General features: G+C 41.4%; 22 protein-coding genes. 19 read left to right on the top strand and 3 right to left on the bottom strand.

Going from position 1 to position 22364, the window contains the following annotated elements:
• Positions 1 to 45: 45 nt before the first annotated feature.
• The gene (suhB, locus tag SFRI_RS12465; protein ID WP_011637882.1) at positions 46 to 849 is read right to left on the bottom strand and encodes an inositol-1-monophosphatase; all 804 of its coding nucleotides are present in this window, start codon (positions 847 to 849) and stop codon (positions 46 to 48) included.
• A 150-nt stretch (positions 850 to 999) separates the two neighbouring features.
• Between suhB and trmJ the strand changes: the two genes are divergently transcribed.
• The 12 genes from trmJ to SFRI_RS12405 all read left to right on the top strand — a co-directional run bounded on the left by trmJ (position 1000) and on the right by SFRI_RS12405 (position 13190).
• Entirely contained in the window at positions 1000 to 1722 is a 723-nt protein-coding gene (trmJ, locus tag SFRI_RS12460) for a tRNA (cytosine(32)/uridine(32)-2'-O)-methyltransferase TrmJ (RefSeq protein WP_011637881.1), read from the top strand.
• 18 nt (positions 1723 to 1740) lie between these two features.
• Positions 1741 to 2562, top strand: coding sequence for a serine O-acetyltransferase (gene cysE / locus SFRI_RS12455; RefSeq protein WP_011637880.1), 822 nt, complete (start codon positions 1741 to 1743; stop codon positions 2560 to 2562).
• A 232-nt stretch (positions 2563 to 2794) separates the two neighbouring features.
• Positions 2795 to 3256 carry a Fe-S cluster assembly transcriptional regulator IscR gene (gene iscR, locus SFRI_RS12450; RefSeq protein WP_011637879.1) on the top strand — a complete coding sequence of 154 codons (462 nt, stop codon included), beginning with the start codon at positions 2795 to 2797 and terminating at the stop codon, positions 3254 to 3256.
• Positions 3257 to 3337: 81 nt separating this feature from the next.
• On the top strand, positions 3338 to 4552 hold the full coding sequence (locus tag SFRI_RS12445) for an IscS subfamily cysteine desulfurase (protein WP_011637878.1): 1215 nt from the start codon (positions 3338 to 3340) through the stop codon (positions 4550 to 4552).
• 72 nt (positions 4553 to 4624) lie between these two features.
• A complete protein-coding gene (gene iscU / locus SFRI_RS12440; RefSeq protein WP_011637877.1) occupies positions 4625 to 5008 on the top strand; it encodes a Fe-S cluster assembly scaffold IscU in 384 nt (127 codons plus the stop codon).
• A 14-nt stretch (positions 5009 to 5022) separates the two neighbouring features.
• Complete coding sequence (iscA, locus tag SFRI_RS12435; RefSeq protein WP_011637876.1) at positions 5023 to 5346, top strand: iron-sulfur cluster assembly protein IscA; 324 nt, start codon at positions 5023 to 5025, stop codon at positions 5344 to 5346.
• 56 nt (positions 5347 to 5402) lie between these two features.
• Complete coding sequence (gene hscB, locus SFRI_RS12430) at positions 5403 to 5927, top strand: co-chaperone HscB (protein WP_011637875.1); 525 nt, start codon at positions 5403 to 5405, stop codon at positions 5925 to 5927.
• Between the two features lie 72 nt (positions 5928 to 5999).
• Entirely contained in the window at positions 6000 to 7859 is a 1860-nt protein-coding gene (hscA, locus tag SFRI_RS12425) for a Fe-S protein assembly chaperone HscA (RefSeq protein ID WP_011637874.1), read from the top strand.
• An 8-nt stretch (positions 7860 to 7867) separates the two neighbouring features.
• On the top strand, positions 7868 to 8203 hold the full coding sequence (gene fdx / locus SFRI_RS12420) for an ISC system 2Fe-2S type ferredoxin (RefSeq protein WP_011637873.1): 336 nt from the start codon (positions 7868 to 7870) through the stop codon (positions 8201 to 8203).
• Positions 8204 to 8375: 172 nt separating this feature from the next.
• A complete protein-coding gene (gene rimK, locus SFRI_RS12415; protein ID WP_011637872.1) occupies positions 8376 to 9272 on the top strand; it encodes a 30S ribosomal protein S6--L-glutamate ligase in 897 nt (298 codons plus the stop codon).
• A gap of 165 nt (positions 9273 to 9437) precedes the next feature.
• Positions 9438 to 9869, top strand: coding sequence for a nucleoside-diphosphate kinase (gene ndk / locus SFRI_RS12410; protein ID WP_041413046.1), 432 nt, complete (start codon positions 9438 to 9440; stop codon positions 9867 to 9869).
• A gap of 792 nt (positions 9870 to 10661) precedes the next feature.
• Positions 10662 to 13190 carry a TonB-dependent receptor plug domain-containing protein gene (locus tag SFRI_RS12405; RefSeq protein ID WP_011637870.1) on the top strand — a complete coding sequence of 843 codons (2529 nt, stop codon included), beginning with the start codon at positions 10662 to 10664 and terminating at the stop codon, positions 13188 to 13190.
• Between the two features lie 128 nt (positions 13191 to 13318).
• Here SFRI_RS12405 and SFRI_RS12400 read toward each other — a convergent pair whose 3' ends face one another.
• Complete coding sequence (locus tag SFRI_RS12400; protein ID WP_011637869.1) at positions 13319 to 13690, bottom strand: TraR/DksA C4-type zinc finger protein; 372 nt, start codon at positions 13688 to 13690, stop codon at positions 13319 to 13321.
• Between the two features lie 332 nt (positions 13691 to 14022).
• Positions 14023 to 14967 carry a tRNA dihydrouridine(16) synthase DusC gene (gene dusC / locus SFRI_RS12395; RefSeq protein ID WP_011637868.1) on the bottom strand — a complete coding sequence of 315 codons (945 nt, stop codon included), beginning with the start codon at positions 14965 to 14967 and terminating at the stop codon, positions 14023 to 14025.
• 327 nt (positions 14968 to 15294) lie between these two features.
• On the opposite strand from dusC, the gene SFRI_RS12390 reads away from it, so the two are divergent.
• The 7 genes from SFRI_RS12390 (at position 15295) to SFRI_RS12360 (ending at position 22322) form a co-directional block, all read left to right on the top strand.
• Positions 15295 to 15723, top strand: a complete 429-nt coding sequence (locus SFRI_RS12390; protein ID WP_011637867.1) for an HvfA family oxazolone/thioamide-modified RiPP metallophore — start codon at positions 15295 to 15297, stop codon at positions 15721 to 15723.
• A gap of 100 nt (positions 15724 to 15823) precedes the next feature.
• Positions 15824 to 16687 carry an HvfB family MNIO-type RiPP peptide maturase gene (locus SFRI_RS12385; RefSeq protein WP_011637866.1) on the top strand — a complete coding sequence of 288 codons (864 nt, stop codon included), beginning with the start codon at positions 15824 to 15826 and terminating at the stop codon, positions 16685 to 16687.
• Positions 16687 to 17448, top strand: a complete 762-nt coding sequence (locus SFRI_RS12380) for an HvfC family RiPP maturation protein (protein ID WP_011637865.1) — start codon at positions 16687 to 16689, stop codon at positions 17446 to 17448. The genes SFRI_RS12385 and SFRI_RS12380 overlap by 1 nt, the downstream gene beginning before the upstream one ends.
• A gap of 376 nt (positions 17449 to 17824) precedes the next feature.
• Entirely contained in the window at positions 17825 to 18190 is a 366-nt protein-coding gene (locus SFRI_RS12375; protein ID WP_011637863.1) for a YbaN family protein, read from the top strand.
• Positions 18191 to 18324: 134 nt separating this feature from the next.
• A complete protein-coding gene (apt, locus tag SFRI_RS12370) occupies positions 18325 to 18876 on the top strand; it encodes an adenine phosphoribosyltransferase (RefSeq protein ID WP_041413043.1) in 552 nt (183 codons plus the stop codon).
• 150 nt (positions 18877 to 19026) lie between these two features.
• Positions 19027 to 21846, top strand: a complete 2820-nt coding sequence (gene dnaX, locus SFRI_RS12365) for a DNA polymerase III subunit gamma/tau (RefSeq protein ID WP_011637861.1) — start codon at positions 19027 to 19029, stop codon at positions 21844 to 21846.
• A gap of 143 nt (positions 21847 to 21989) precedes the next feature.
• Positions 21990 to 22322, top strand: a complete 333-nt coding sequence (locus tag SFRI_RS12360; RefSeq protein WP_011637860.1) for a YbaB/EbfC family nucleoid-associated protein — start codon at positions 21990 to 21992, stop codon at positions 22320 to 22322.
• Positions 22323 to 22364: the final 42 nt, after the last annotated feature.

Raw genomic sequence — 22364 nt, 5'->3', positions numbered from 1 at the left:
CGCTAAAGCGATGCTCTAGCGGTTTGTCTAAATAAAGGTAAACGATTAACGTTTTAAACCTTCATTTAGTAGGGGACGCATAGTTTTAACTAATTGCGTGGTCACTTTTGGACTACCAGCCACAATGTTTCCTGAAACCATATAGTTGTGTCCGCCCATAAAGTCAGTAACAGTACCGCCAGCTTCACGACAAATTAAGTCGCCCGCAGCAATGTCCCATGGCTTAAGACCAATTTCAAAGAAACCATCTAAACGGCCTGCAGCGACGTAAGCTAAATCTAATGCAGCAGAACCACCACGACGGATATCAGCACATAATGGGAATACTTCACCCAAAATAGCCATATAGCTTTCAGTGTGTTGACGTGCTTTGAATGGGAAACCGGTACCAATCATTGTGCTGCTCAAATCATTTACGTTGGTTACACGTAAACGGAAATCATTGAGCTTAGCGCCTTTGCCGCGAATCGCTGAAAATAATTCTTCACGGACAGGATCGTAAATAACGGCAACTTCAATTTTGCCTTTATATTGTAATGCGATAGATACGGCAAAGTGAGGAATACCACGAACGAAGTTGTTAGTGCCATCCAAAGGATCAACAATCCAAATGTAGTCTTTATCAGTACCACGGTTTTCACCGTTTTCTTCACCAATAATGGTGTGGTCTGGATAAGATTTACGAATTTGATATGTAATAGTTGCTTCTACTTCCTTGTCTACACTAGTCACAAAATCATTAATACCTTTACTGCTTACCTCAACACGGTCAAGTTCAGTATAGGCGCGCATAATAGTTTGGCCCGCGGCGCGTGCAGCGCGCGTGGCAATAGTCAGCATCGGATGCATTGCAATCCCCTGGATGTTAAAGAACGAGTAAAATAGCGCCCGCATTATACTTAATTTGACAGTTATATCAAATGCAGATTTTCATATAACGTAATTTTTAACGATTGTGTTAATATATGGATAATATTTTTAGCTAAAAGAAAGTGCTACATGCTCAGTAATATTCGTGTTGTTTTAGTTGGTACCTCACACCCTGGTAATATTGGCTCTACTGCTAGAGCAATGAAAACCATGGGCTTATCAAATTTATATCTCGCAGAGCCAAGAGCTGAGCCTGATGGGCAATCGATAGCACTTGCTGCAGGTGCGTCAGATATTCTGAAAAACCTGACGCGAGTTGATTCGTTAGAAGAAGCCATAGCCGATTGTAGTCTGGTCATTGCCACTAGTGCACGCAGTCGTACTCTTGATTGGCCGATGCTTGATCCTCGCGAAGCGGGTTTAAAACTTACTCAAGAAAGCTTAAATGGCCCTGTTGCTATTGTTTTTGGTCGTGAAAATCATGGTTTAAGTAATGAAGAGTTACAAAAGTGTACTTACCATGTGGCTATTCCGGCAAACCCAGAATATAGCTCGCTAAACTTGGCTCAAGCAGTACAAATTATTTGTTATGAAACGCGAGTCGCGCATCTAGCGCAAACAGAAACACCCGCTGTAACGGATGAATATCCATTAACCTCTGAGCTAGAACGTTTCTTCGTCCATTTAGAGTCGACGTTGTCTAAAACAGGGTTTGTGATTAAGAATCATCCTGGACAAGTGATGACTAAACTTCGTCGTTTATACACTCGTGCACGTATTGAAGCACCAGAGATGAATATTCTTCGTGGTATTTTGACTTCCATTGATAAGAAAATGGATAAACAAGATTAAGCAGTAAAGGAACATACCATGGGCGTCATCGATAGGCTAAAAGAAGACATTGAATCGATTTATCATCGAGATCCTGCCGCAAACAGTACCTTAGAGATAATATTTAATTATCCCGGTATGCACGCGATTTGGATCCACCGTATTAGTCATAAACTGTGGCTCGCTAACTGGCGATTTACAGCGCGTTGTTTATCAACATTTTCACGTTGGTTAACCGGTGTTGAAATTCATCCTGGCGCGACGATTGGTCGACGTTTCTTTATTGACCATGGTATGGGTGTCGTTATTGGTGAAACCGCCGAAATCGGTGATGATTGCACTCTTTATCATAGCGTTACTTTGGGCGGGACCACCTGGCAGCCAGGCAAACGTCATCCTACCTTAGGTAATAATGTGGTTATTGGCGCCGGGGCCAAAGTACTTGGGCCGATCACTATGCATGATGGTGCTCGTGTTGGTTCTAATTCTGTGGTCGTTAAAGATGTCGCAAGCGATCATACTGTCGTGGGGATTCCTGGACGTGTAGTGGCTTCGCCGACCAACCAATCAAAAGAAAAAACTGAACGTCGCACCGAAATGGCCAAAAAGTACGGCTTTGATGCGTACGCGGTGTCACCAGACAATCCAGACCCTGTTGCTAATGCGATTGGGCAAATGCTTGACCACATGCATTTGATGGATTCTAAAGTACAAGAATTGTGTAATGCCATCCAACAAATGGGTGGAGAAGTCTGTACTAAAAAATTACCAGAGTTAACCGTTGATGCATTCGATGAGGCTTCTCGAGAAGCAGCCACTAATCGTAAACATGACATTGATAAGTTCGACCCGAGTATTTAACAATCTGTAAGTCATTGTAGATTCAAGTCAAAGAAATGACCGATAATGCGATTAATTTCCTTGTCGGCATTGAATCTTACAAGATAAAAAGGTTAAATACGCCCTGCGAAAACATGGACCTTTTTGTTATAAGCAATGCCATAATACCCGAGTGTTTTGGTAGGATTAATACTTGACTAAATTACTAGGGTATGTTGAAATTACTGCATACTTTTTGGGAGCAGTACAAGTTATGAAACTTACATCAAAAGGTCGCTATGCAGTGACAGCTATGCTGGATGTTGCGATTCACTCTGCTACTGGTCCTGTACCTTTAGCCGATATTTCTGAAAGACAAGGTATCTCTTTGTCTTATCTTGAACAGCTCTTCGCTAAGTTACGTAAACATGGTTTAGTGTCGAGTGTCCGCGGACCCGGTGGTGGTTATCGTTTAGGTTTAGAAGCCGTCGATATCTCAGTTGGCATGGTCGTGCATGCTGTTGATGAATCTGTAGACGCCACTCGTTGTCAAGGAAAAGGTAACTGCCAAAGCGGTACTCGTTGCCTAACCCATTCTTTATGGGGTGACTTAAGTAAACAAATTTCAGATTTTTTAGATGGTATTTCTCTTGCAGGTTTGATGCAAAAGCGAGACGTAAGATTTATCTCGTTAAAACAAGATGAAATACAAAAGGAACATAGAGTGAGTTTGTAACTCGGCTATGTTGATTGAATATAATTATTATTTGTACGTTGTATGTAGCCTCATCTGAGACTGCTAAGTACGGAGTGTGTTATGAAGCTTCCTATCTATTTAGATTATGCCGCAACAACCCCTGTAGATCCGCGTGTCGCAGAAAAAATGATGCAACACATGACAATGGACGGCGTGTTTGGTAACCCAGCATCGCGTTCACATCGTTATGGTTGGCAAGCAGAAGAGGCGGTTGATGTCGCCCGTAATCAAGTTGCCGATTTAATTAATGCTGATCACCGTGAAATAGTCTTCACTTCAGGTGCAACAGAATCAAGTAACCTTGCGATTAAAGGTATTGCCCATTTTTATCATAAAAAGGGTAAGCATATTATCACCAGTAAAACTGAGCATAAGGCAACGTTAGACACTTGCCGCCAGTTAGAGCGTGAAGGTTATGAAGTTACTTACCTTGTTCCTGATGCTAATGGCATTATCCCAATGGAACGTTTAGAAGCGGCGATGCGCGATGACACTATTTTAGTCAGCATTATGCACGTAAACAATGAAATTGGTGTCATCCATGATATCAACGCAATTGGTGAATTATGTCGTTCAAAAGGCATCTTTTTCCACATGGATGCGGCACAAAGTGCTGGCAAAATACCAATTGACGTTCAAACCACCAAAGTTGATTTGATTTCGATTTCTGGCCATAAAATGTATGGACCAAAAGGTATCGGTGCATTATATGTTCGCCGTAAGCCACGTATTCGTCTTGAATCGCAAATGCACGGTGGTGGACACGAACGCGGTATGCGCAGTGGCACGTTAGCAACACATCAAATCGTCGGTTTAGGTGAGGCAGCTGCTGTTGCTAAACAAGACATGGCTGCTGATAGCGCGCGCATTACTCATCTACGCGATAAGTTGTGGAACGGTATTAAACACATCGAAGAAACTTATATCAACGGTGATATGGAACAACGCTACAGTGGTATTTTTAACGTTAGCTTCAACTTTGTTGAAGGCGAGTCGTTAATGATGGCCTTGAAAGACTTAGCGGTTTCTTCAGGTTCAGCCTGTACTTCAGCAAGTTTAGAGCCAAGCTACGTATTACGTGCCTTGGGTTTAAATGATGAAATGGCACATAGCTCGATTCGTTTCTCTATTGGTCGCTTTACGACCGATGAAGAAATTGACCACGCTATCAAAACGATAACTGAATCTATCGATAAGTTACGTGAAATGTCTCCATTATGGGAGATGTTCAAAGATGGTATCGATTTAGAGCAAGTTCAATGGGCACATCACTAATTTAATCTTGTTAAATGAGTGTAATACCATTAAATCGTAAACTGATAACGACACAGATTTTGGAGCAGTATCATGGCTTATAGCGAAAAAGTAATCGATCATTATGAAAACCCACGTAACGTAGGTTCATTTGATAAGAACGACCCATCAGTAGTCACTGGTATGGTTGGTGCACCAGCTTGTGGTGATGTAATGAAGTTGCAACTTAAAATTAATGCCGACGGTATTATTGAAGATGCAAAATTCAAAACCTATGGTTGTGGTAGCGCAATTGCATCTAGCTCATTAGTAACAGAATGGGTAAAAGGCAAAAGTGTCGATGAAGCTGCAACGATTAAAAATGCAGACATCGCCGAAGAGTTAGCATTGCCGCCGGTTAAAATTCATTGCTCAATTTTGGCTGAAGATGCCATTAAAGCAGCAATTGAAGAGTATAAAAGCAGACAAGCTAAGTAATACCTGGAGTTAAGATGGCAATTTCAATGACCCCCGCTGCGGCTGATCGAGTGAGATCGTTTCTTGCTAATCGCGGGAAAGGCCTCGGCTTGCGCCTTGGGTTGAGAACATCAGGTTGTTCAGGAATGGCATACGTCATTGAGTTCGTTGACGATCTCAATGACGATGATGAACTTTATAATATCGAAGGTGTAAATATCATCATCGATGCCAAAAGCTTCATTTATTTGCAAGGTATTGAACTTGATTTTGTCAAAGAAGGCCTAAACGAAGGTTTTCAGTTCAATAATCCTAACGCAAAGGGTGAATGTGGTTGTGGTGAAAGTTTCACCGTTTAATCATTGTTCACCTAATTAAGCCGTTTTATATCAAACAGTAAGCATGATATCTGCCCATGAATTATTTCGATCTGTTTAATGTAGTACCTGCCTTTGATATCGACACCGCCTTACTTGCAGAGCGCTACCGCGAACTGCAACGGGCGGTTCATCCCGATAAATTCGCTAATGATACCGAGCAACAAAAGCTGCTATCAGTTCAGCGAACTGCACAAGTTAATGATGGTTATCAAACATTAAAAAATCCCCTACGCCGTGCTGAACACATGTTGAGCTTGCGTGGAATTGAATTAAGTCACGAAACCACAACATTGAAAGATGGTGCATTTTTGATGCAGCAAATGGAGTGGCGTGAAGCACTTGAAGATATCCAACACAATAGTGATCCACAGTCATCAATTGATGAACTGTATGAGTCGTTTGGTGAGTTTGAGTCAACATTACTGACTAAACTGGCGACGCTATTGATTAGTGATGAAAGTGCAGATGCTTTATTAGCGGCAGATCAAATTCGTAAGTTAAAGTTTATGGCAAAATTACATGATGAGTTAGCCCGTATTGAAGATGGCTTGCTCGATTAAATAGCCCTAAATTCTAAACCTTATTATTTATGATTAGCTTGGCTAATCGATAACACAACAAGTTGGAACACTATGGCACTGTTGCAAATTGCAGAACCTGGCCAAAGCGCCGCACCGCACCAGCATCGTCTTGCGGTTGGGATTGATCTTGGTACCACCAACTCACTTGTTGCTGCGGTAAGAAGTGCTCAAGCATTAACTTTACCTGATGAACAAGGTCGTCATTCGTTGCCGTCTGTAGTGCATTATGGTGAAACCAATGTGTTAGTGGGCTATGAAGCTCAAGACAAATCTGCTTTAGATCCACAAAATACCATCGTTTCAGTCAAGCGTTTTATGGGACGTAGCCTCACTGATATCCAGTCTGGTGTTCATCGTTTACCCTATGAATTACACGCAAGTGAAAACGGCTTACCGGTGTTCACTACGCCTATGGGACAAGTGAATCCTATTCAAGTGTCAGCCGAAATTTTAAAACCTTTAATTGCGCGAGCTGAAACCACACTAGGTGGCGAATTAGCGGGCGTGGTGATTACTGTGCCTGCGTATTTTGATGATGCACAACGTCAAGGTACCAAAGATGCTGCTGAGTTATTGGGTGTTAAAGTATTACGTTTATTGAATGAACCCACTGCAGCAGCCATTGCTTATGGATTAGATTCAAAGCAAGAAGGTGTCATTGCCATTTACGACTTAGGCGGCGGTACTTTCGATATCTCGGTTTTACGATTAAACCGTGGCGTATTTGAAGTGTTAGCCACTGGTGGTGATTCTGCATTGGGTGGTGATGATTTTGATCACTTACTCGTGAGCCATTTACAACAGGCATGGCAGATAACAGAACCAGGCAGTCAATTAGCACGTCAATTACTCATTGAAGCTCGCCGAGTTAAAGAAGCGTTGACTGACAATGACAGCGTTGAAGCTTCTGTCGTCATGGCTGATAAAACATTAACTTGCACTGTTGATAAAAGCTTATTTAACGAGTTAATTGGCGCATTGGTGAAAAAAACCATCGGCTGTTGTCGTCGTACTTTACGTGATGCCGGCGTGAGTGTGGATGACGTTATTGAAACTGTGATGGTCGGTGGTTCAACCCGCGTACCATTGGTGCGTGAACAAGTTGAAACTTTTTTCAAAAAGACACCATTGACATCAATCGATCCTGATCGTGTTGTCGCCATTGGTGCAGCGATTCAAGCTGACATTCTTGTTGGTAATAAACCTGAATCCGATTTGTTACTGTTAGATGTGATTCCATTATCGCTTGGCGTTGAAACCATGGGTGGCTTGGTTGAAAAAGTGGTTACGCGTAATACCACTATTCCTGTTGCACGCGCACAAGAGTTTACCACGTTTAAAGATGGTCAAACGGCCATGGCATTCCATGTGGTGCAGGGCGAACGAGAGCTTGTTGAAGATTGTCGCTCGTTGGCTCGTTTTACCTTACACGGTATTCCACCTCTAGCGGCAGGTGCAGCGCATATTCGAGTGACATTCCAAGTGGATGCTGATGGTTTGCTTAGTGTTACTGCGATGGAAAAATCCACTGGGGTTAATACATCAATTCAGGTTAAACCGTCATTTGGTTTATCGGATACTGAAATTGCCACCATGTTAAAAGATTCGATGAAGTATGCGAAAGATGACATTACTCGTCGTATGCTGGCTGAACAAAAAGTTGAAGCGGCGCGGGTGATAGAATCACTTAATGCAGCTTTGGCTAAAGATGCTGCGCTTCTGGATGAGCAAGAACGCGAAGAGTTAGTTGTGGCTATTGCCCAACTTGATGCCGTAGCACAACAAGATAATATTGATGCCATTGAAAAAGCAATTGCAAATCTTGATGATAAAACCCAAGATTTTGCATCAAGACGTATGGATAATTCTATTAGAGCGGCGCTAAAAGGGCAGTCGGTCGACAACATATAGGTGAAATGATGCCACAGTTAGTATTTTTACCCCATCAAGAACTTTGTCCAGACGGCGCAGTACTTGAAGCAGAAGTGGGTGAGACCATTTTAAACGTTGCACTGCGTAACGGTATTCATATTGAACATGCGTGCGAAAAGTCATGTGCTTGTACTACATGCCATGTCATTGTGCGTGAAGGTTTTGAACAGCTTGAAGAAAGCGATGAGTTAGAAGACGACATGCTAGATAAAGCATGGGGCTTAGAGCCTGAAAGTCGTTTATCTTGCCAAGCTAAAGTTGTAGATTGCGATATGATTATCGATATCCCTAAATACACCGTTAATATGGTCAGCGAAGGTTAGTTTTTGCTGAGCGAATAGCGCATCAATCATCCCATTTATAGCGGGTAATTGATCACAAAAAAAAGAGCCAATCTATCAAGATTGGCTCTTTTTTCATCTGTGGTCATTCCAGTCATTGATTTTAAATAAACTCAGCGTATGATGCGCGAAAATTCCAATTTTGGAGCACTCTGTGCGCATCGCAATACTGTCTCAAGGCCCGCAATTATATTCTACTAAACGCTTAGTTGAAGCTGCATTAGCTAGAGGACATGAAGTCAAAGTTATTAATCCATTAAAGTGCTATATGAATATCAATATGACTAAACCTAGCATTCATATGGCGGGTAAGGATCTGGGTCATTTTGATGCTGTTATCCCTCGTATTGGTGCTTCAGTGACCTTTTATGGTTCTGCAGTATTACGTCAATTTGAAATGATGGGCGTATATGCGGTTAATGGTTCAATTGGAATTGCGCGTTCACGAGACAAATTGCGTTCAATGCAGCTGTTATCTCGTCAAGGAATTGGGCTACCTATCACTGGTTTTGCCAATAAACCCAGTGATATACCTGATTTGATTGATATGGTTGGTGGTGCACCTTTAGTGGTTAAATTGTTAGAAGGTACTCAGGGCATTGGCGTGGTATTAGCTGAAACCCGCAAAGCTGCAGAGAGCGTGCTTGAGGCCTTTATGGGACTCAAAGCCAATATTATGGTGCAAGAATATATTGCTGAAGCACAAGGCGCTGATATTCGCTGTTTTGTGCTGGGCGATAAAGTGATTGCTGCAATGAAGCGCCAAGCAAAGCCAGGTGAGTTTCGCTCTAACTTACATCGTGGCGGCAGTGCTACTTTGGTTAAATTAACTCCTGAGGAGCGATCAGTCGCGCTTCGCGCTGCAAAAACAATGGGGTTAAATATTGCTGGGGTTGATTTATTACGTTCTAACCATGGTCCGGTTGTGATGGAAGTTAATTCCTCTCCTGGTTTAGAAGGTATTGAAAAAGCGACCCAAAAAGACGTTGCTGATGCCATTATTTGTTTTATGGAAAAAAATGCCAACAAGTCCATCAAGTCAGCACAATAAGATTTAGCGATTAGCAATAGAGCATAAATTGGGTCATGTTAATAAAAATGACTCAATTTAGTGATGAAATATCACCGTACAAGCGGATAAGGCTAGGAATATATGGCTAAATTACGTATAATCCGCGCGAATTTTTTAAACTTGCTCACATTAAGGAAGCTAGTTATGGCGATCGAACGCACATTTTCTATTATCAAGCCAGATGCAGTTGCTAAAAACCACATTGGCGCTATTTACAACCGTTTTGAATCAGCTGGTCTTAAGATCATTGCTTCTAAAATGGTACAACTATCTAAAGAACAAGCTGAAGGTTTCTACGCTGAACATAGCGCACGTCCTTTCTTTGGTGCTTTAGTTTCTTTCATGACTTCTGGTCCAGTAATGGTTCAAGTGTTAGAAGGCGAAAACGCTGTTCTAGCTAACCGTGAAATCATGGGTGCAACTAACCCAGCTGAAGCTGCTCGTGGCACATTACGTGCTGACTATGCTGCAAGCATCGACGAAAATGCAGTTCACGGTTCTGATGCAGTTGAATCAGCAGCACGTGAAATTGCTTACTTCTTCAGCGCTGACGAAGTGTGCCCACGCACTCGTTAATGGTTACTGTAAGTTGATAAAAAAGGAGCTTCGGCTCCTTTTTTGTGTTCGCTCGTCAGATATTGAGCACTTTGTTTGATAACGACTTCTTCGAGCTTAAATAGACCATTTCATCATATTGCGTTGACTAAAAGAACTACATTTTATTAACAATAATGTTGCGAATTGGTGTGTTGATATAGTGTTAAATAAGATATCTGTACTCCGTCAGAAAGTTCCTAATCTTATACGAAATATCACCAAACAGGCTTTTTTGCCGTCTAATAAACAGGACTTCTCAGGCCCGATATTAAGGCTGTTTTGAATAGATTTAGTCTATAAAAATGCTAACAAGTTACTTTTCTGAATAAATACTCAGTAATATTGAAATGTCATTCTGATGTTTTTTACGACAAATAATCGATTTTATTTAAAATATTGAAAATTAATTTTTGATATATTTTGTGATCAATTGTATTTAAATTGTTAACTGTGTTTTATTTTTGTTTTTCTTTGTGTACTTATTTGTTCTTTTATAGTCTTTAATTTGTATTTTTATTTGCGATTTAAAATGTTAACAATCTTGATAAATACCGTTAAATTCAGTAACTGGTTGATTTTAAATGAATCAGTTTATGTCAAATTAATTATCAATTCTGATGTTAAATGTGATGTTGTTCACATGTTGCCCTTATTGACTAAAGGTTTTTTATTCATTAATAATGTTTTTCAATAATTGGCACTGACCAATTATTCATAATTAAAAATATAACGACTTGTTTTATTTTATTCCAAGTTATAGGGAGTTTATTCATGAGTTCAGTCACATTAACTGCTAAGGCAATTCGCCGCAGTTTATTAGCTGTAGCAGCAACAAGTGTCGCGACAACAGGCTTATTTTCTTCAGTAGCATTTGCTGCCGATGAACAGAAAGTTGAAAGAATCGAAGTCACCGGTTCTCGTATTCAACGTCAAGACATGGAATCTGCTTCTCCAGTAACCATCATTTCAGCTGAAGCTATTCGCGCAGAAGGTTTCACTTCAGTTGACCAACTACTTCAAGCCCAAACGTCAATGGCTGGTGCTGCTCTAGGTTCTAGCTCGAACAACGGTTCAGACGGTGTTGCGCAAGTTGACTTACGCGGTATGGGTTCACAACGTACGCTAGTACTATTAAATGGTCGTCGTATGGTTAACTCTGGTTCAGGTGCAGATAGCTCTGTCGATTTGAACTCTATCCCTGTATCGATGATATCTCGTGTTGAAATCTTAAAAGATGGCGCATCAGCAGTATACGGTTCAGATGCTATCGCTGGTGTTGTTAACATCATTACTAAGAAAGATTTCGAAGGCTTTCAACTAGATCTTAACGGTAGTACTACCAGTGAAAGTGATGGTGAAACTGGCGAAATTAGTGGTTTATACGGCTTCAATACCGATGGTGGTAACTACACTATTGGTGCTGCGTATTCGAAACGCGAAAGTGTTATTCAGTCAGATCGTAGCTGGACAGAGCCTGGTGCAAGTTCATTTTTACCTACAGGTTCATTAGGCGGGAAAGTACGCAATGACGCTGGTGAATGGGTTGCTCGTTCTACAGGTTATGACTACACCACTAGCAGTTATTACCAAACACCAAACGAGCGTTACAGCTTGTTTGCTAATATGATCCAAGAATTAGACAACAATTTAGTGCTAACAGGCGACGTGCTTTACACTAAACGTAAGTCTGATCAGCAATTAGCTCCACAACCTGCTGACGTAATGTTAAACGTATGTGGTGCTCCAGGTGTTACTGCTGGTGCAGCATGTATTACACTTGATCAAGCGATGACAGACGGTGAAATTGCTGCTGATGATACTGGTCGTGTAAATTATCGTCGTCGTACTACCGATGCCGGTCCTCGTATTTATTCTCAAGACACTGATACTTTCCGTATCTCTGCTGCATTAGCGGGTGAGCTTGATATTAATACAGGCATGAACTGGGATATCGGTTATACCTATGGCAAAAACAAAGCTGATTCAAGTGTTGAGAACTCAATCAATGCAACCAATCTTAAGCAATCTGTTTATGCTAACCAAGATGCATGGTTCACAGGTGTTCCATTAACAGGTGAAATCGTTAATGACATTAGCTTCACTGATAATGCTGACGGCGGCAATGAGCAACATGTTGTTTCTGCTGGTCTAAATGGTGAGTTGTTTGATCTGAGTGCTGGTGCAGTTGCATTTGCTATTGGTGCTGAATACCGTTATGAAAGCGGTTTTTATAATCCAGACCCTGTAACAGTGGCTGGTGACAGTACTGCTGCACAGCAAGATGCTACAGACGGCGATTACAATGTATTGTCTGTATTCCAAGAAGTCAGCGTTCCTTTCACTGAAAAATTAACCGGTGAATTTGCACTGCGTTATGACGATTACTCAACATTCGGTAAAGCGTCTACTTGGAAAGTAGGTCTAACCTATGAAGCAACTGATGATTTGATGCTTCGTACTGTAGCGGCAACAGGTTTCCGTGCTCCAAGCATCAGTGAGTTATTTGGTGGTGACACTGGCTCTTACGACTACTTGGATGATCCATGGGGCAATGCTCAGGACCCACAGATTCTAGTTCGTTACACGTCTGATGATGATCTAAAAGCTGAAGAGTCTGACTCTTATACAGCTGGCTTAGTTTACTCACCAAACTATGTTGAAGGTCTATCGGTCACGCTTGATTACTGGCGCTTTAAAGTGTCCAATGCAATCACTCGTTTAGATGTTCAAGCTGGTTTAGAAGAATGTTTTGCTAATGCTTCAGCTGCAGCATGTGAAACCTTTAACATTGGTGCAAACGGTGATTTATCTAATCTTACTAACTCGTTAACAAACGTAGGTAGCCAAGACACTAGCGGTTTAGACTTCAACTTAGCTTATAACTTTGAAGCCTTGTCGTTAGATTGGAAAATCAGCAATGACACAACTTACTTGTTGAATTTCGAACAAGAAGACAATGATTACACCAACAAGATCGATGGTAATTTTGGTGCTTATGCAGAAGTTCGTAACAACTTCAGCATTCAAGCAGGTCAAGATAGCTGGAGTGTTAACTACTTCAACCGTTACATTGGCGAAATGGACGATCTAAATACAGGCGATAAAGTGGATGCGATTCTGTACCACAACTTAGCCGGTACTTATTATGTTACTGACATGATTACTCTAAGCGCTGGTGTGAAAAACATCACTGATGAAGAGCCATCAGGCGTATCGAATGGTAGTGATGGTGGTACAGTACCAGAAGTGTATGACACTATTGGTCGCCAGTACTACGGTGGCGTAACTGTTAAGTTCTAAATAACAGTTTAGTTAGAGAGCTAAACATCAGACAATGTGACAGTTACATTGTCTGACATAAAAAGGCCTACATTATTGTAGGCCTTTTTATTACGTTGATTTTAAGTCGCTAATAAAGCAAAGCATGGTTAGTGATTTAAGCGTAATTCATGTCGATGTTCTCGGCGAAATTTCTGTTCACAACCTGTGCAACGTTGTTCCGTTGGATCGGCGAATAAGCGGGGCGGCTCTATGTCCATTTCACAATCAGAGCAAAGACCATATAAACCCAATTCAAGTTGACAGTAAGCAGCATCTAGCTTCATGAACTTAGTGAAAATATCAGTATTGATTAGTTTGACTTGTGGCAAGTAATCAATCACTTTTCCAAGAGGGGTTTCCATCGAAATATGAGCAACTTCAGTAGCTTTTAATGAATCCTTTATAAGTAGCATTAACTCATGTCTCAAAATAAGTTCAAGATGTTGAAGTTTTTGCTGTATGTCCTGAGTGTTGTGCAACTGAAATAACCTTAACTGACAATGCCAATGTAGAATTTCTATTTTAGGCACAAATAAAGCAGACGTTATGATGAAGATCAATTCTCGATAAGATTTCTGCGATAAAAACATGAATAATAATTTATCATTTATTCATGTTAACAATCATTATTGTCTGTCTGGGCGTTAAGCTAGGGTTGATTGTCGCGTCAATATGGTGACTGAATCACTGTCGATTGAAGACTAAGAAACGCTTATGGTTGTGTAGGATTAACAGAGTTTATAACCTTGATGACACATTATCAAAAAGGTTAATTTAAGCCTAGATGTAAAGTTGGTGTGTTGTTGCAAGCTTATATAAGCGACCTGTGAGCATGCTGTAGAACCTTAACGATTTCTTCAGTTGTTTTGAACACTCGTAGCTCTCTAAATAGAGTATCCGCTTCAGGGTATTGACGGTTTAAGTAACTAAACCATTGTTTAATCCGTGAAGGATAATAGTCAGATTTACGACCATTAAGTTCTTTGTCGGTATAGGCCATAAGTAAGCTTAAGGTTTGTTGCCAACTAAATGGCGTCGCACCAGTTTTGATGGTATCGCCTAGATTAGGCAACGATATGGCTCCTCGACCAATCATTATACTGTCACAGCCAGTGACATCCATGCATCTCTGAGCATCAGCGGCATTCCAAATTTCTCCGTTAGCGATAACAGGAATTGGCAGGCGCTGTCTCACTTCAGTAATGTATTCCCAATATGCCGGAGGTTTATAACCATCGGTTTTACTGCGAGCATGAATAGCGAGCTCTGTTGCGCCAGCCTCATACACGGCTAAGGCGTTTTCCATAAATAACGATTTATCTTCGTAGCCTAAACGGATTTTAGCTGTAACAGGATGCTCAGAGGGTACTGCGTCGCGCATGGCTTTGACGATACTGTAAATATTCTCAGGATATTGGAGTAATACTGCGCCGCCTTTGCTTTTATTGACAGTTTTAGCTGGGCAACCAAAATTTGCATCAACACCATTTGAGCCTAGCTCTATGGCTCTTATGGCATTTTGTGCCATCCACTCTGGTTCTTGTCCTAACAACTGAACACGTACAGGAGTTCCTGATGCGGTTAGCCCTTGATGAAGTAGCTCAGGGCACAGTTTATAGAACACTTTATCTGGTATGAGTTGATTGACGACCCTGACAAATTCAGTCACAACCAGGTCAAATGGATTGATGGCAGATAATATTTCACGCATATGGTCATCAACCACACCTTCCATTGGAGCTAAAATAACGCGCACAGTACACCTTGCTGAAGTCAAAAGTGCGCTATTTTAGCGTGTTTATTATTTGATATCAGTACTAAATTACGATACGAGTTCTTTTGTCGATTAACTAATAAAATTATTGCTAATAATCATATTGATAGCGATCTTGTTGTATTTATGTTAAATATACATGGCATTAGTTTTGAGGCTTGCCTAGCAAGTATTTGTGTTAAATAAATAGACATTTTTCACGTTTTTTTAATTTTTTTGCAATAAAATTTACTTACTGCAGGTCTCTTTAACCAAGCCGGCAATGATGTTGGTCACCATACACAATCAAGATATAGGAAGATAATTATTATGAATTCAATCAAACAAACTACTTTGGCGGTTGCATTAGGTTCTGTTGTAATGACTGCTGGCTTTTCTGCTCAAGTAGAAGCTAACCCATTTGGTTTTCAACAATTAACTTCTGGTTATCAAATTGATGGCGGAGAAGGCAAGTGTGGTGAAGGCAAATGTGGCGAGAACATGAAAAAGTCTGCAGAGAAAGCGGCTGAAGGTAAATGTGGCGAAGGCAAATGCGGCGGCGACATGAAAAAGTCTGCTGAGAAAGCGGCTGAAGGCAAGTGCGGCGAAGGCAAATGTGGCGGCGACATGAAAAAATCTGCTGAGAAAGCGGTTGAAGGTAAGTGCGGCGAAGGCAAATGTGGCGGCGACATGAAAAAGTCTGCTGAGAAAGCCAAAGAAGGTAAGTGTGGTGAAGGTAAGTGTGGCGGTCAGAAATAATTAATGACTTCTATTTGATAATGCCTTGGCTTATCTGACACAATTAAGGCCTGATATTCAGGCCTTAGTTTTATCTGCTTTTTATTTTAAAGGACGCATTATGTCTATTCAGCATCGCAACACACCGGGTCAGGCTAGTGTCGGTTTAGGACTTCGCCGTGAAATGCTGGATGAATTTTGTCAGCAGGTGCCATCTGCCATTAATTTTTTCGAAGTTGCACCTGAAAATTGGATGACATTAGGTGGCAAGTTTGGGCGTCGGTTTAAACAATTAACTGAACAACACGCTTTTTTCTGCCACGGGCTTTCGTTATCCATTGGTAGTCCTGAACCGCTTGATAGTCACTTTGTACAAAATATAAAACGCTTTTTGGATGAGCATAATATTGAAGTGTATTCAGAGCATTTAAGTTATTGCTCAGGTACTGGCCATATGTATGATTTGATGCCAATCCCATTTACTGATGATGCAGTCATCCATACCGCTAAGCGGATAAAGCAAGTCGAAGACATACTCGAGCGTCCGTTTATTTTAGAGAATGTGTCTTTTTATGCGGCGCCTGGTGCACAAATGACCGAACAAGAGTTTGTCAATGCGGTGCTGCAAGAGGCCGACTGCAAATTACTGCTCGATGTAAATAACATTTACGTTAATTCAATTAACCATCAATACGATGCAGCAGCTTACTTAGCGGCGATGCCTACCAAACGAATCGCTTATCTGCATATCGCAGGACACTATGAAGAGGAGGCCGATTTAATGGTCGATACTCACGGTGCGGATATTATCGATCCAGTATGGGCCTTATTGCAGCAGTGTTACCAAATACATGGCGTGCATCCGACGTTGCTTGAGCGTGATTTTAATATTCCTAAAACAGACATACTTCTTAATGAGATTAATCAAATTCATCAGTATCAACAAAATGCCTTAACGCAGCAGTCAATATTGAGGAAGGCATAATGGGTTTCATTGAAGTACAACAACAATTTATGGACTATATCCGTGATCCTAGTTTGCCATTGCCCGAGGGGATTGAGCCTAGGCGCATGAAAATCTATCGAGAATTATTTTTTAATAATATTGCAGGTTTTGTGTCGAGTGCATTTCCGGTGTTGAAAAGTGTATATGAGGACGACCAATGGCAGGCCTTAGTACAACAATTTTTTGTAAGCCACGATTGTAAGACACCAATATTTGTTGAAATAGCCGGTGAGTTTTTAGCGTTTTTACAACATGAATACCAGATGACAGAAGATGATCCTGTTTTTATGTTGCAGTTGGCACATTATGAATGGTTAGAATTATGTGTCGCCGTCGCGCCAGATACTCCAGCGGCTCAATCGATCAATACCATCGAACTAAACCTGCATAGGTTATGCCTAGCAGCTTGTGCCAAAGTGGCGCAATATGCCTTTGACGTTCAGCATATTAGTGTTGACTACCAGCCTATAGAGCCGACAGCACAAGCGAACTTTTTTTGTGTATTTAGAGGTGCTGATGATGAGGTCGCATTTTTACAACTGACACCATTAAGTGCGCAAGTGTTAGCTTACATTGAACAAATGACTCATTCTCAACAAGGTGTAACAGTCGATGCCATTATAAGTTGGTTAAGTGAGCATTACCCACAAATGCCAAATGACACCTTGTTGTCAGGCTGCTTACCTTTATTGCAACAACTGGCACAAAAGGGCATCGTTATTTCATCAATCGAGTCATAATAGACATAATATATTTAAGGTTTTTATTTTGTGAAGATGCGTCTAAAATAAGCCACTTTTTGTGATCGACTTCACGTCTGTTGTCGCGATGCTAACTGAACAGTTGGCACAATATAACAGATGAAAGATGTAAGTTATCGCAGTTAAAACATAACCTTAATGTAGGAATAATCATGAGCCAGCCGTTTAAAGACCCGTTTAACATCTTTTATTTTATTGGTTTTATTTTGGTTTTATTAATTCCAACATTGCCCGCGAGCCTTTCATGGTTGAAAGCAACAGGATTAATTTAACGCTTACTTCAGGTTAACCTGTCATGATATTGTCTTATTAGACCACTCAGATAGAGTGGTTTTTTGTTTGTATGAGGGCGTATATGGCGGTGAAACGCGGATTTTTTCTCATTATTGGCTTGTGCAGTCTAGTGTTAGGCATTATTGGCATTGCACTGCCTTTATTACCAACAGTGCCGTTTATATTATTGGCTGCGTTTTGTTTTGCTCGTTCTAGCGATCGACTTCATCATTGGCTAATCAATCACCCTTGGTTTGCTGAAGGTATCTCTCAGTGGCAATCTAAACGTGCGTTGAGCCGATCGCTCAAGCGAAAAGCCATGTTAATGAGCGGCCTTAGTTTTGCTATTAGTATCATGATAGTACCGATAATATGGGTGAAAATTATGTTGTTGTGCATGATGCTTATTTTATTATTTTTCTTGTGGCGGATCCCAGAGTTAGAATAATAAATAGCCTGGTTAATGCATGCCTGTTGCAACTGAGATTAAACGGGCATAAGATCACACCAGTATTTTTACCAGAGTCCACCAATGACGTGGACTTTTTTATTGCGTAATCACTTTCAGACAGAGTTAACTACATTATGATGAACCAAGACAGTTTAGCGCTTATTAAGCAGAGCATTAAAACCATTCCTGATTATCCAATACCAGGCATCATGTTCCGTGACGTCACCAGTTTGCTTGAAAATGCAGAAGCTTATAAAGCCACTATTGCGATTCTAGTGGCTCATTATCAATCAAAAGGTTTCACTAAAGTGGTTGGTACTGAAGCGCGTGGTTTTTTATTTGGCGCACCATTAGCGTTAGAGCTCGGCGTCGGTTTTGTACCTGTGCGTAAACCGGGTAAATTACCCCGTAAAACCATAAGCCAAACTTATGACTTAGAATACGGTAAAGACACCTTAGAAATTCATGTTGATGCAATTAATGCTAATGATAAAGTGCTCGTTATTGATGATCTATTAGCCACCGGTGGCACGATTGAAGCGACGGTAAAACTTATTCGTGAATTAGGCGGTGAAGTGAGCCATGCTGCATTTGTTATCTCATTACCAGAAATTGGTGGCGAGAAGCGTTTACAAGGTATGGGAATTGAAGTATTAAGTTTATGCGAGTTTGACGGAGAGTAAGTAAAGTAAAATAAACTGCCATTTTATTAAGCAGTTAACTAGGTTTTACTCTATCAAATGCTTGCTCAACAATAGCATGCCAGCCCTTGGCATGTTATTGTTAACCCCTTTAAAGGGATTGACTCCCGATAGCTCTCTGTGGGGAATTTCATGTCTTACCAAGTACTAGCCCGCAAATGGCGTCCAGCTAAATTTGAACAAATGGTCGGCCAATCCCATGTATTAATGGCATTAACCAATGCATTGAGCCAACAACGTTTACATCATGCTTATCTGTTTACTGGTACCCGCGGCGTGGGTAAAACCAGTTTGGCACGTTTGTTTGCTAAAGGTCTTAATTGTGAAACAGGCGTTACTGCTACGCCGTGCGGTGAATGCTCTAGTTGTATTGAAATTGCCCAAGGCCGATTTGTTGATTTAATTGAAGTCGATGCCGCTTCCCGCACCAAAGTTGATGATACTCGCGAACTTCTCGACAATGTACAGTATCGCCCATCCCGTGGTCGTTTTAAGGTGTACTTAATTGATGAAGTACACATGTTGTCGCGCAGCAGTTTTAACGCACTACTAAAGACCTTAGAAGAGCCTCCTGAGCACGTTAAGTTTTTATTAGCGACAACCGATCCGCACAAACTGCCGGTTACTGTGCTATCTCGTTGTTTACAGTTCAATTTGAAAAGTTTATCGCAGGACGAAATTAGCAAGCAACTTGAGTATGTTATCACTCAAGAAAAGTTACCATTTGAGTCGCAAGCACTGAGTTTATTAGCCAAAGCGGCCAATGGCAGTATGCGTGATGCGCTCAGTTTAACGGATCAAGCCATAGCATTTGGCAGTGGCCAAGTGATGCTTACACAAGTGCAAACCATGTTGGGCAGTATTGATGAGCAACATGTGCTCGCGTTATTAAAAGCCTTGTGTGATGCCGATGTTGGGCCATTAATGCAAACCGTGGCAAAAGTATTGGCATTTGGTGCAGATGCCGAAGAAGTACTACGCAGCTTATTAGAACTATTACATCAAATCACCTTAACTCAATTTGCCCCAGCCGCAGCACAACAATCGCTGTTTAGTGAGCAAATTGTGGCATTCGCGCAGCAATTAGCACCTGAACAAGTACAGCTTTATTACCAAATGCTGCTTAACGGCCGTAAAGATTTACCCTTTGCTCCCGATCCTAAATCGGGCTTGGAAATGGCACTGCTTCGTGCGGTAGCCTTTACGCCCGAGAAACAAGTAAAACGTTGGGTAACAACGACACCAGCTAATATTGATTTAAGCGTTATCGATCACGCATCAACTTCAACACAAGAGGTCATTGAAACAGGCCCAAAGCCTGATGCTCTGCCTCAAGCGCATTATGGTTTAACGACAGCAGCACAAGCTATTCAGGCTGAAGTGTTGCCGACTGCCGAAGTTGAAGATGCTGATCCTCTCGACGATATCGCTGTTGAGCCTTCGTTGGCGGCTGAGCAAGCTTTATTGTTGGACCAAGCACAAAGCTTAGGGTTTGATTCATTGCCGCTAGAAAGTGTCGATATGCACACTGACCAGCTTGTTAATGATGATGCCGAAGTTGACGTTGTTAATGCAACTTCATCTGATAATGTTGTTCATAGCGCAGATGCTGAAGCAACGGATGAATCCAGTACTAAAAATGTGATAAGCGATGTTATCGAGTCTGAAGAAGTTGCAGAGCAACCTGCATTGGCGCCAAGTACGGCAGACACCAATTCATTAGAAAATAGTCAATCCAGTGATAGTGCAGATAATAGCTCACTTGATGCCTATTCTTTTATGGATTATAACGAAGCAGATGATCCGTCAATGGAATATCAACCCTCTGATCATGACGAATATGTTGCGTTTTCTGCTTCAAGTGAGGCAACTGACGTTAACCATGTTACTGAAGCTTCGGAGTCGATGTCTAAACCGAAAACGGTTAATCATCTCGCTGACGATAACAGCGACTTGATAAGTGATGATGCACGTCAAAACCTCGCGAGTGAAGATGATAACTTAGACGACTTTTTAGATGAAGTGCTAGCCAGTCGAGATTCTCTCATTGCAGATGTTGGCGCATTACAGCAACAAGAAGAACTGGCCAAAAAAGAGTCGACAAAAACAATCAGTTCTAGAGTGAGCAAAGCGGCTGCGGCATCAACATCACCAACGGCCGCTACTGAGCCTTCAGGTTCTGATAAGTCAGAACCTGCACCTAAGGCCAGCGAAGCGTCAACGGCAACACTCAGCGGAACAGACAAGTCTCAAGTTGTGACAGATTATGATAGGCCACCTTGGGTCGCGCCCAAAGAAGGTGAGAACGTTAATGCGTTTGCAGATACTAATCAAGAGACTAAACCAGCAGTTGAAACAACACTTCAACCATCGAATTCTGTCAGTCAGCAAGCCGGTCATCAACATCAAAAACCAGCCAGCACACAATCACTTGCTGCCGATCCGCAAAACATTAATGCAGAGCCGGTGATTCAATCTAATGTGCTTGCCAAATTTGAACCACACAGCATTCAAGGCGATGAAGTTGATTTACATTGGTATAAAATAATGACTAATGTGTCTGTTGGCGGGAGAGTTAGGCAATTAGGGGTGAACTCCGTGTGCCCAACATTGTCAAATCCAATAGTATTAGTGTTAAAACCAGACCAGAAACATTTGTCTGCGCAAACTGCTATCGATCAATTACAAGTGGCATTATCTGAGTACCTTGAGCGACCAACTGAAGTTGAAATCCAGATTGGTGTGGTGCAAAAACGAGAAACACCGCTTGAGTTACGCAAACGCTTTCATCGGGAGCTCATTGTGCAAGCGCAACAATCTATTTTGCTTGATGACAACGTTCAGTGGATGATCCAACACTTATCGGCTCAGTTAGACAGTGACACGATTGAATATCCATCGGAGCAACTAGGGCAAATAGCGCAGGATATTGCACTAATCAACGCTTCATAAGTACACAAATAGGGTGGTTTTACAGAAAATGAATATATCTTCATCTCAAAAATGTATCTGTAATATTGCCAATCGATTTTATTTCAGTAAGATTGTCGCCATTATGACGACTTGCTAACAACCTTAATTAGAGAGAGACGACTATGTTTGGTGGAAAAGGCGGTATGGGCAATTTAATGAAACAAGCCCAAATGATGCAAGACAAAATGGCTAAAGTGCAGGAAGAAATTGCGCGCACAGAAATGACGGGTGAAGCGGGTGCTGGCTTGGTTAAAGTAACCATGACAGGTAACCACAATGTGCGTAAAGTTGAAATTGATCCAAGTTTGATGGAAGACGATAAAGAGATGTTAGAAGATCTTATCGCCGCAGCGTGTAATGACGCAGCCCGTCGTATTGAAGAAAATCAAAAGACTAAAATGGCCGAAGTGACTGGTGGTATGCAATTACCTCCTGGAATGAAAATGCCGTTTTAATCGTGCCGTGAATCAATAAAAAAGCTCAAGCATTAATGCTTG

The organism is Shewanella frigidimarina NCIMB 400 (assembly GCF_000014705.1).
GTDB lineage: Bacteria > Pseudomonadota > Gammaproteobacteria > Enterobacterales > Shewanellaceae > Shewanella > Shewanella frigidimarina.
Note: the sequence above shows the minus strand (reverse complement) of the source record. Positions and strands in the feature narration are given on the sequence as shown.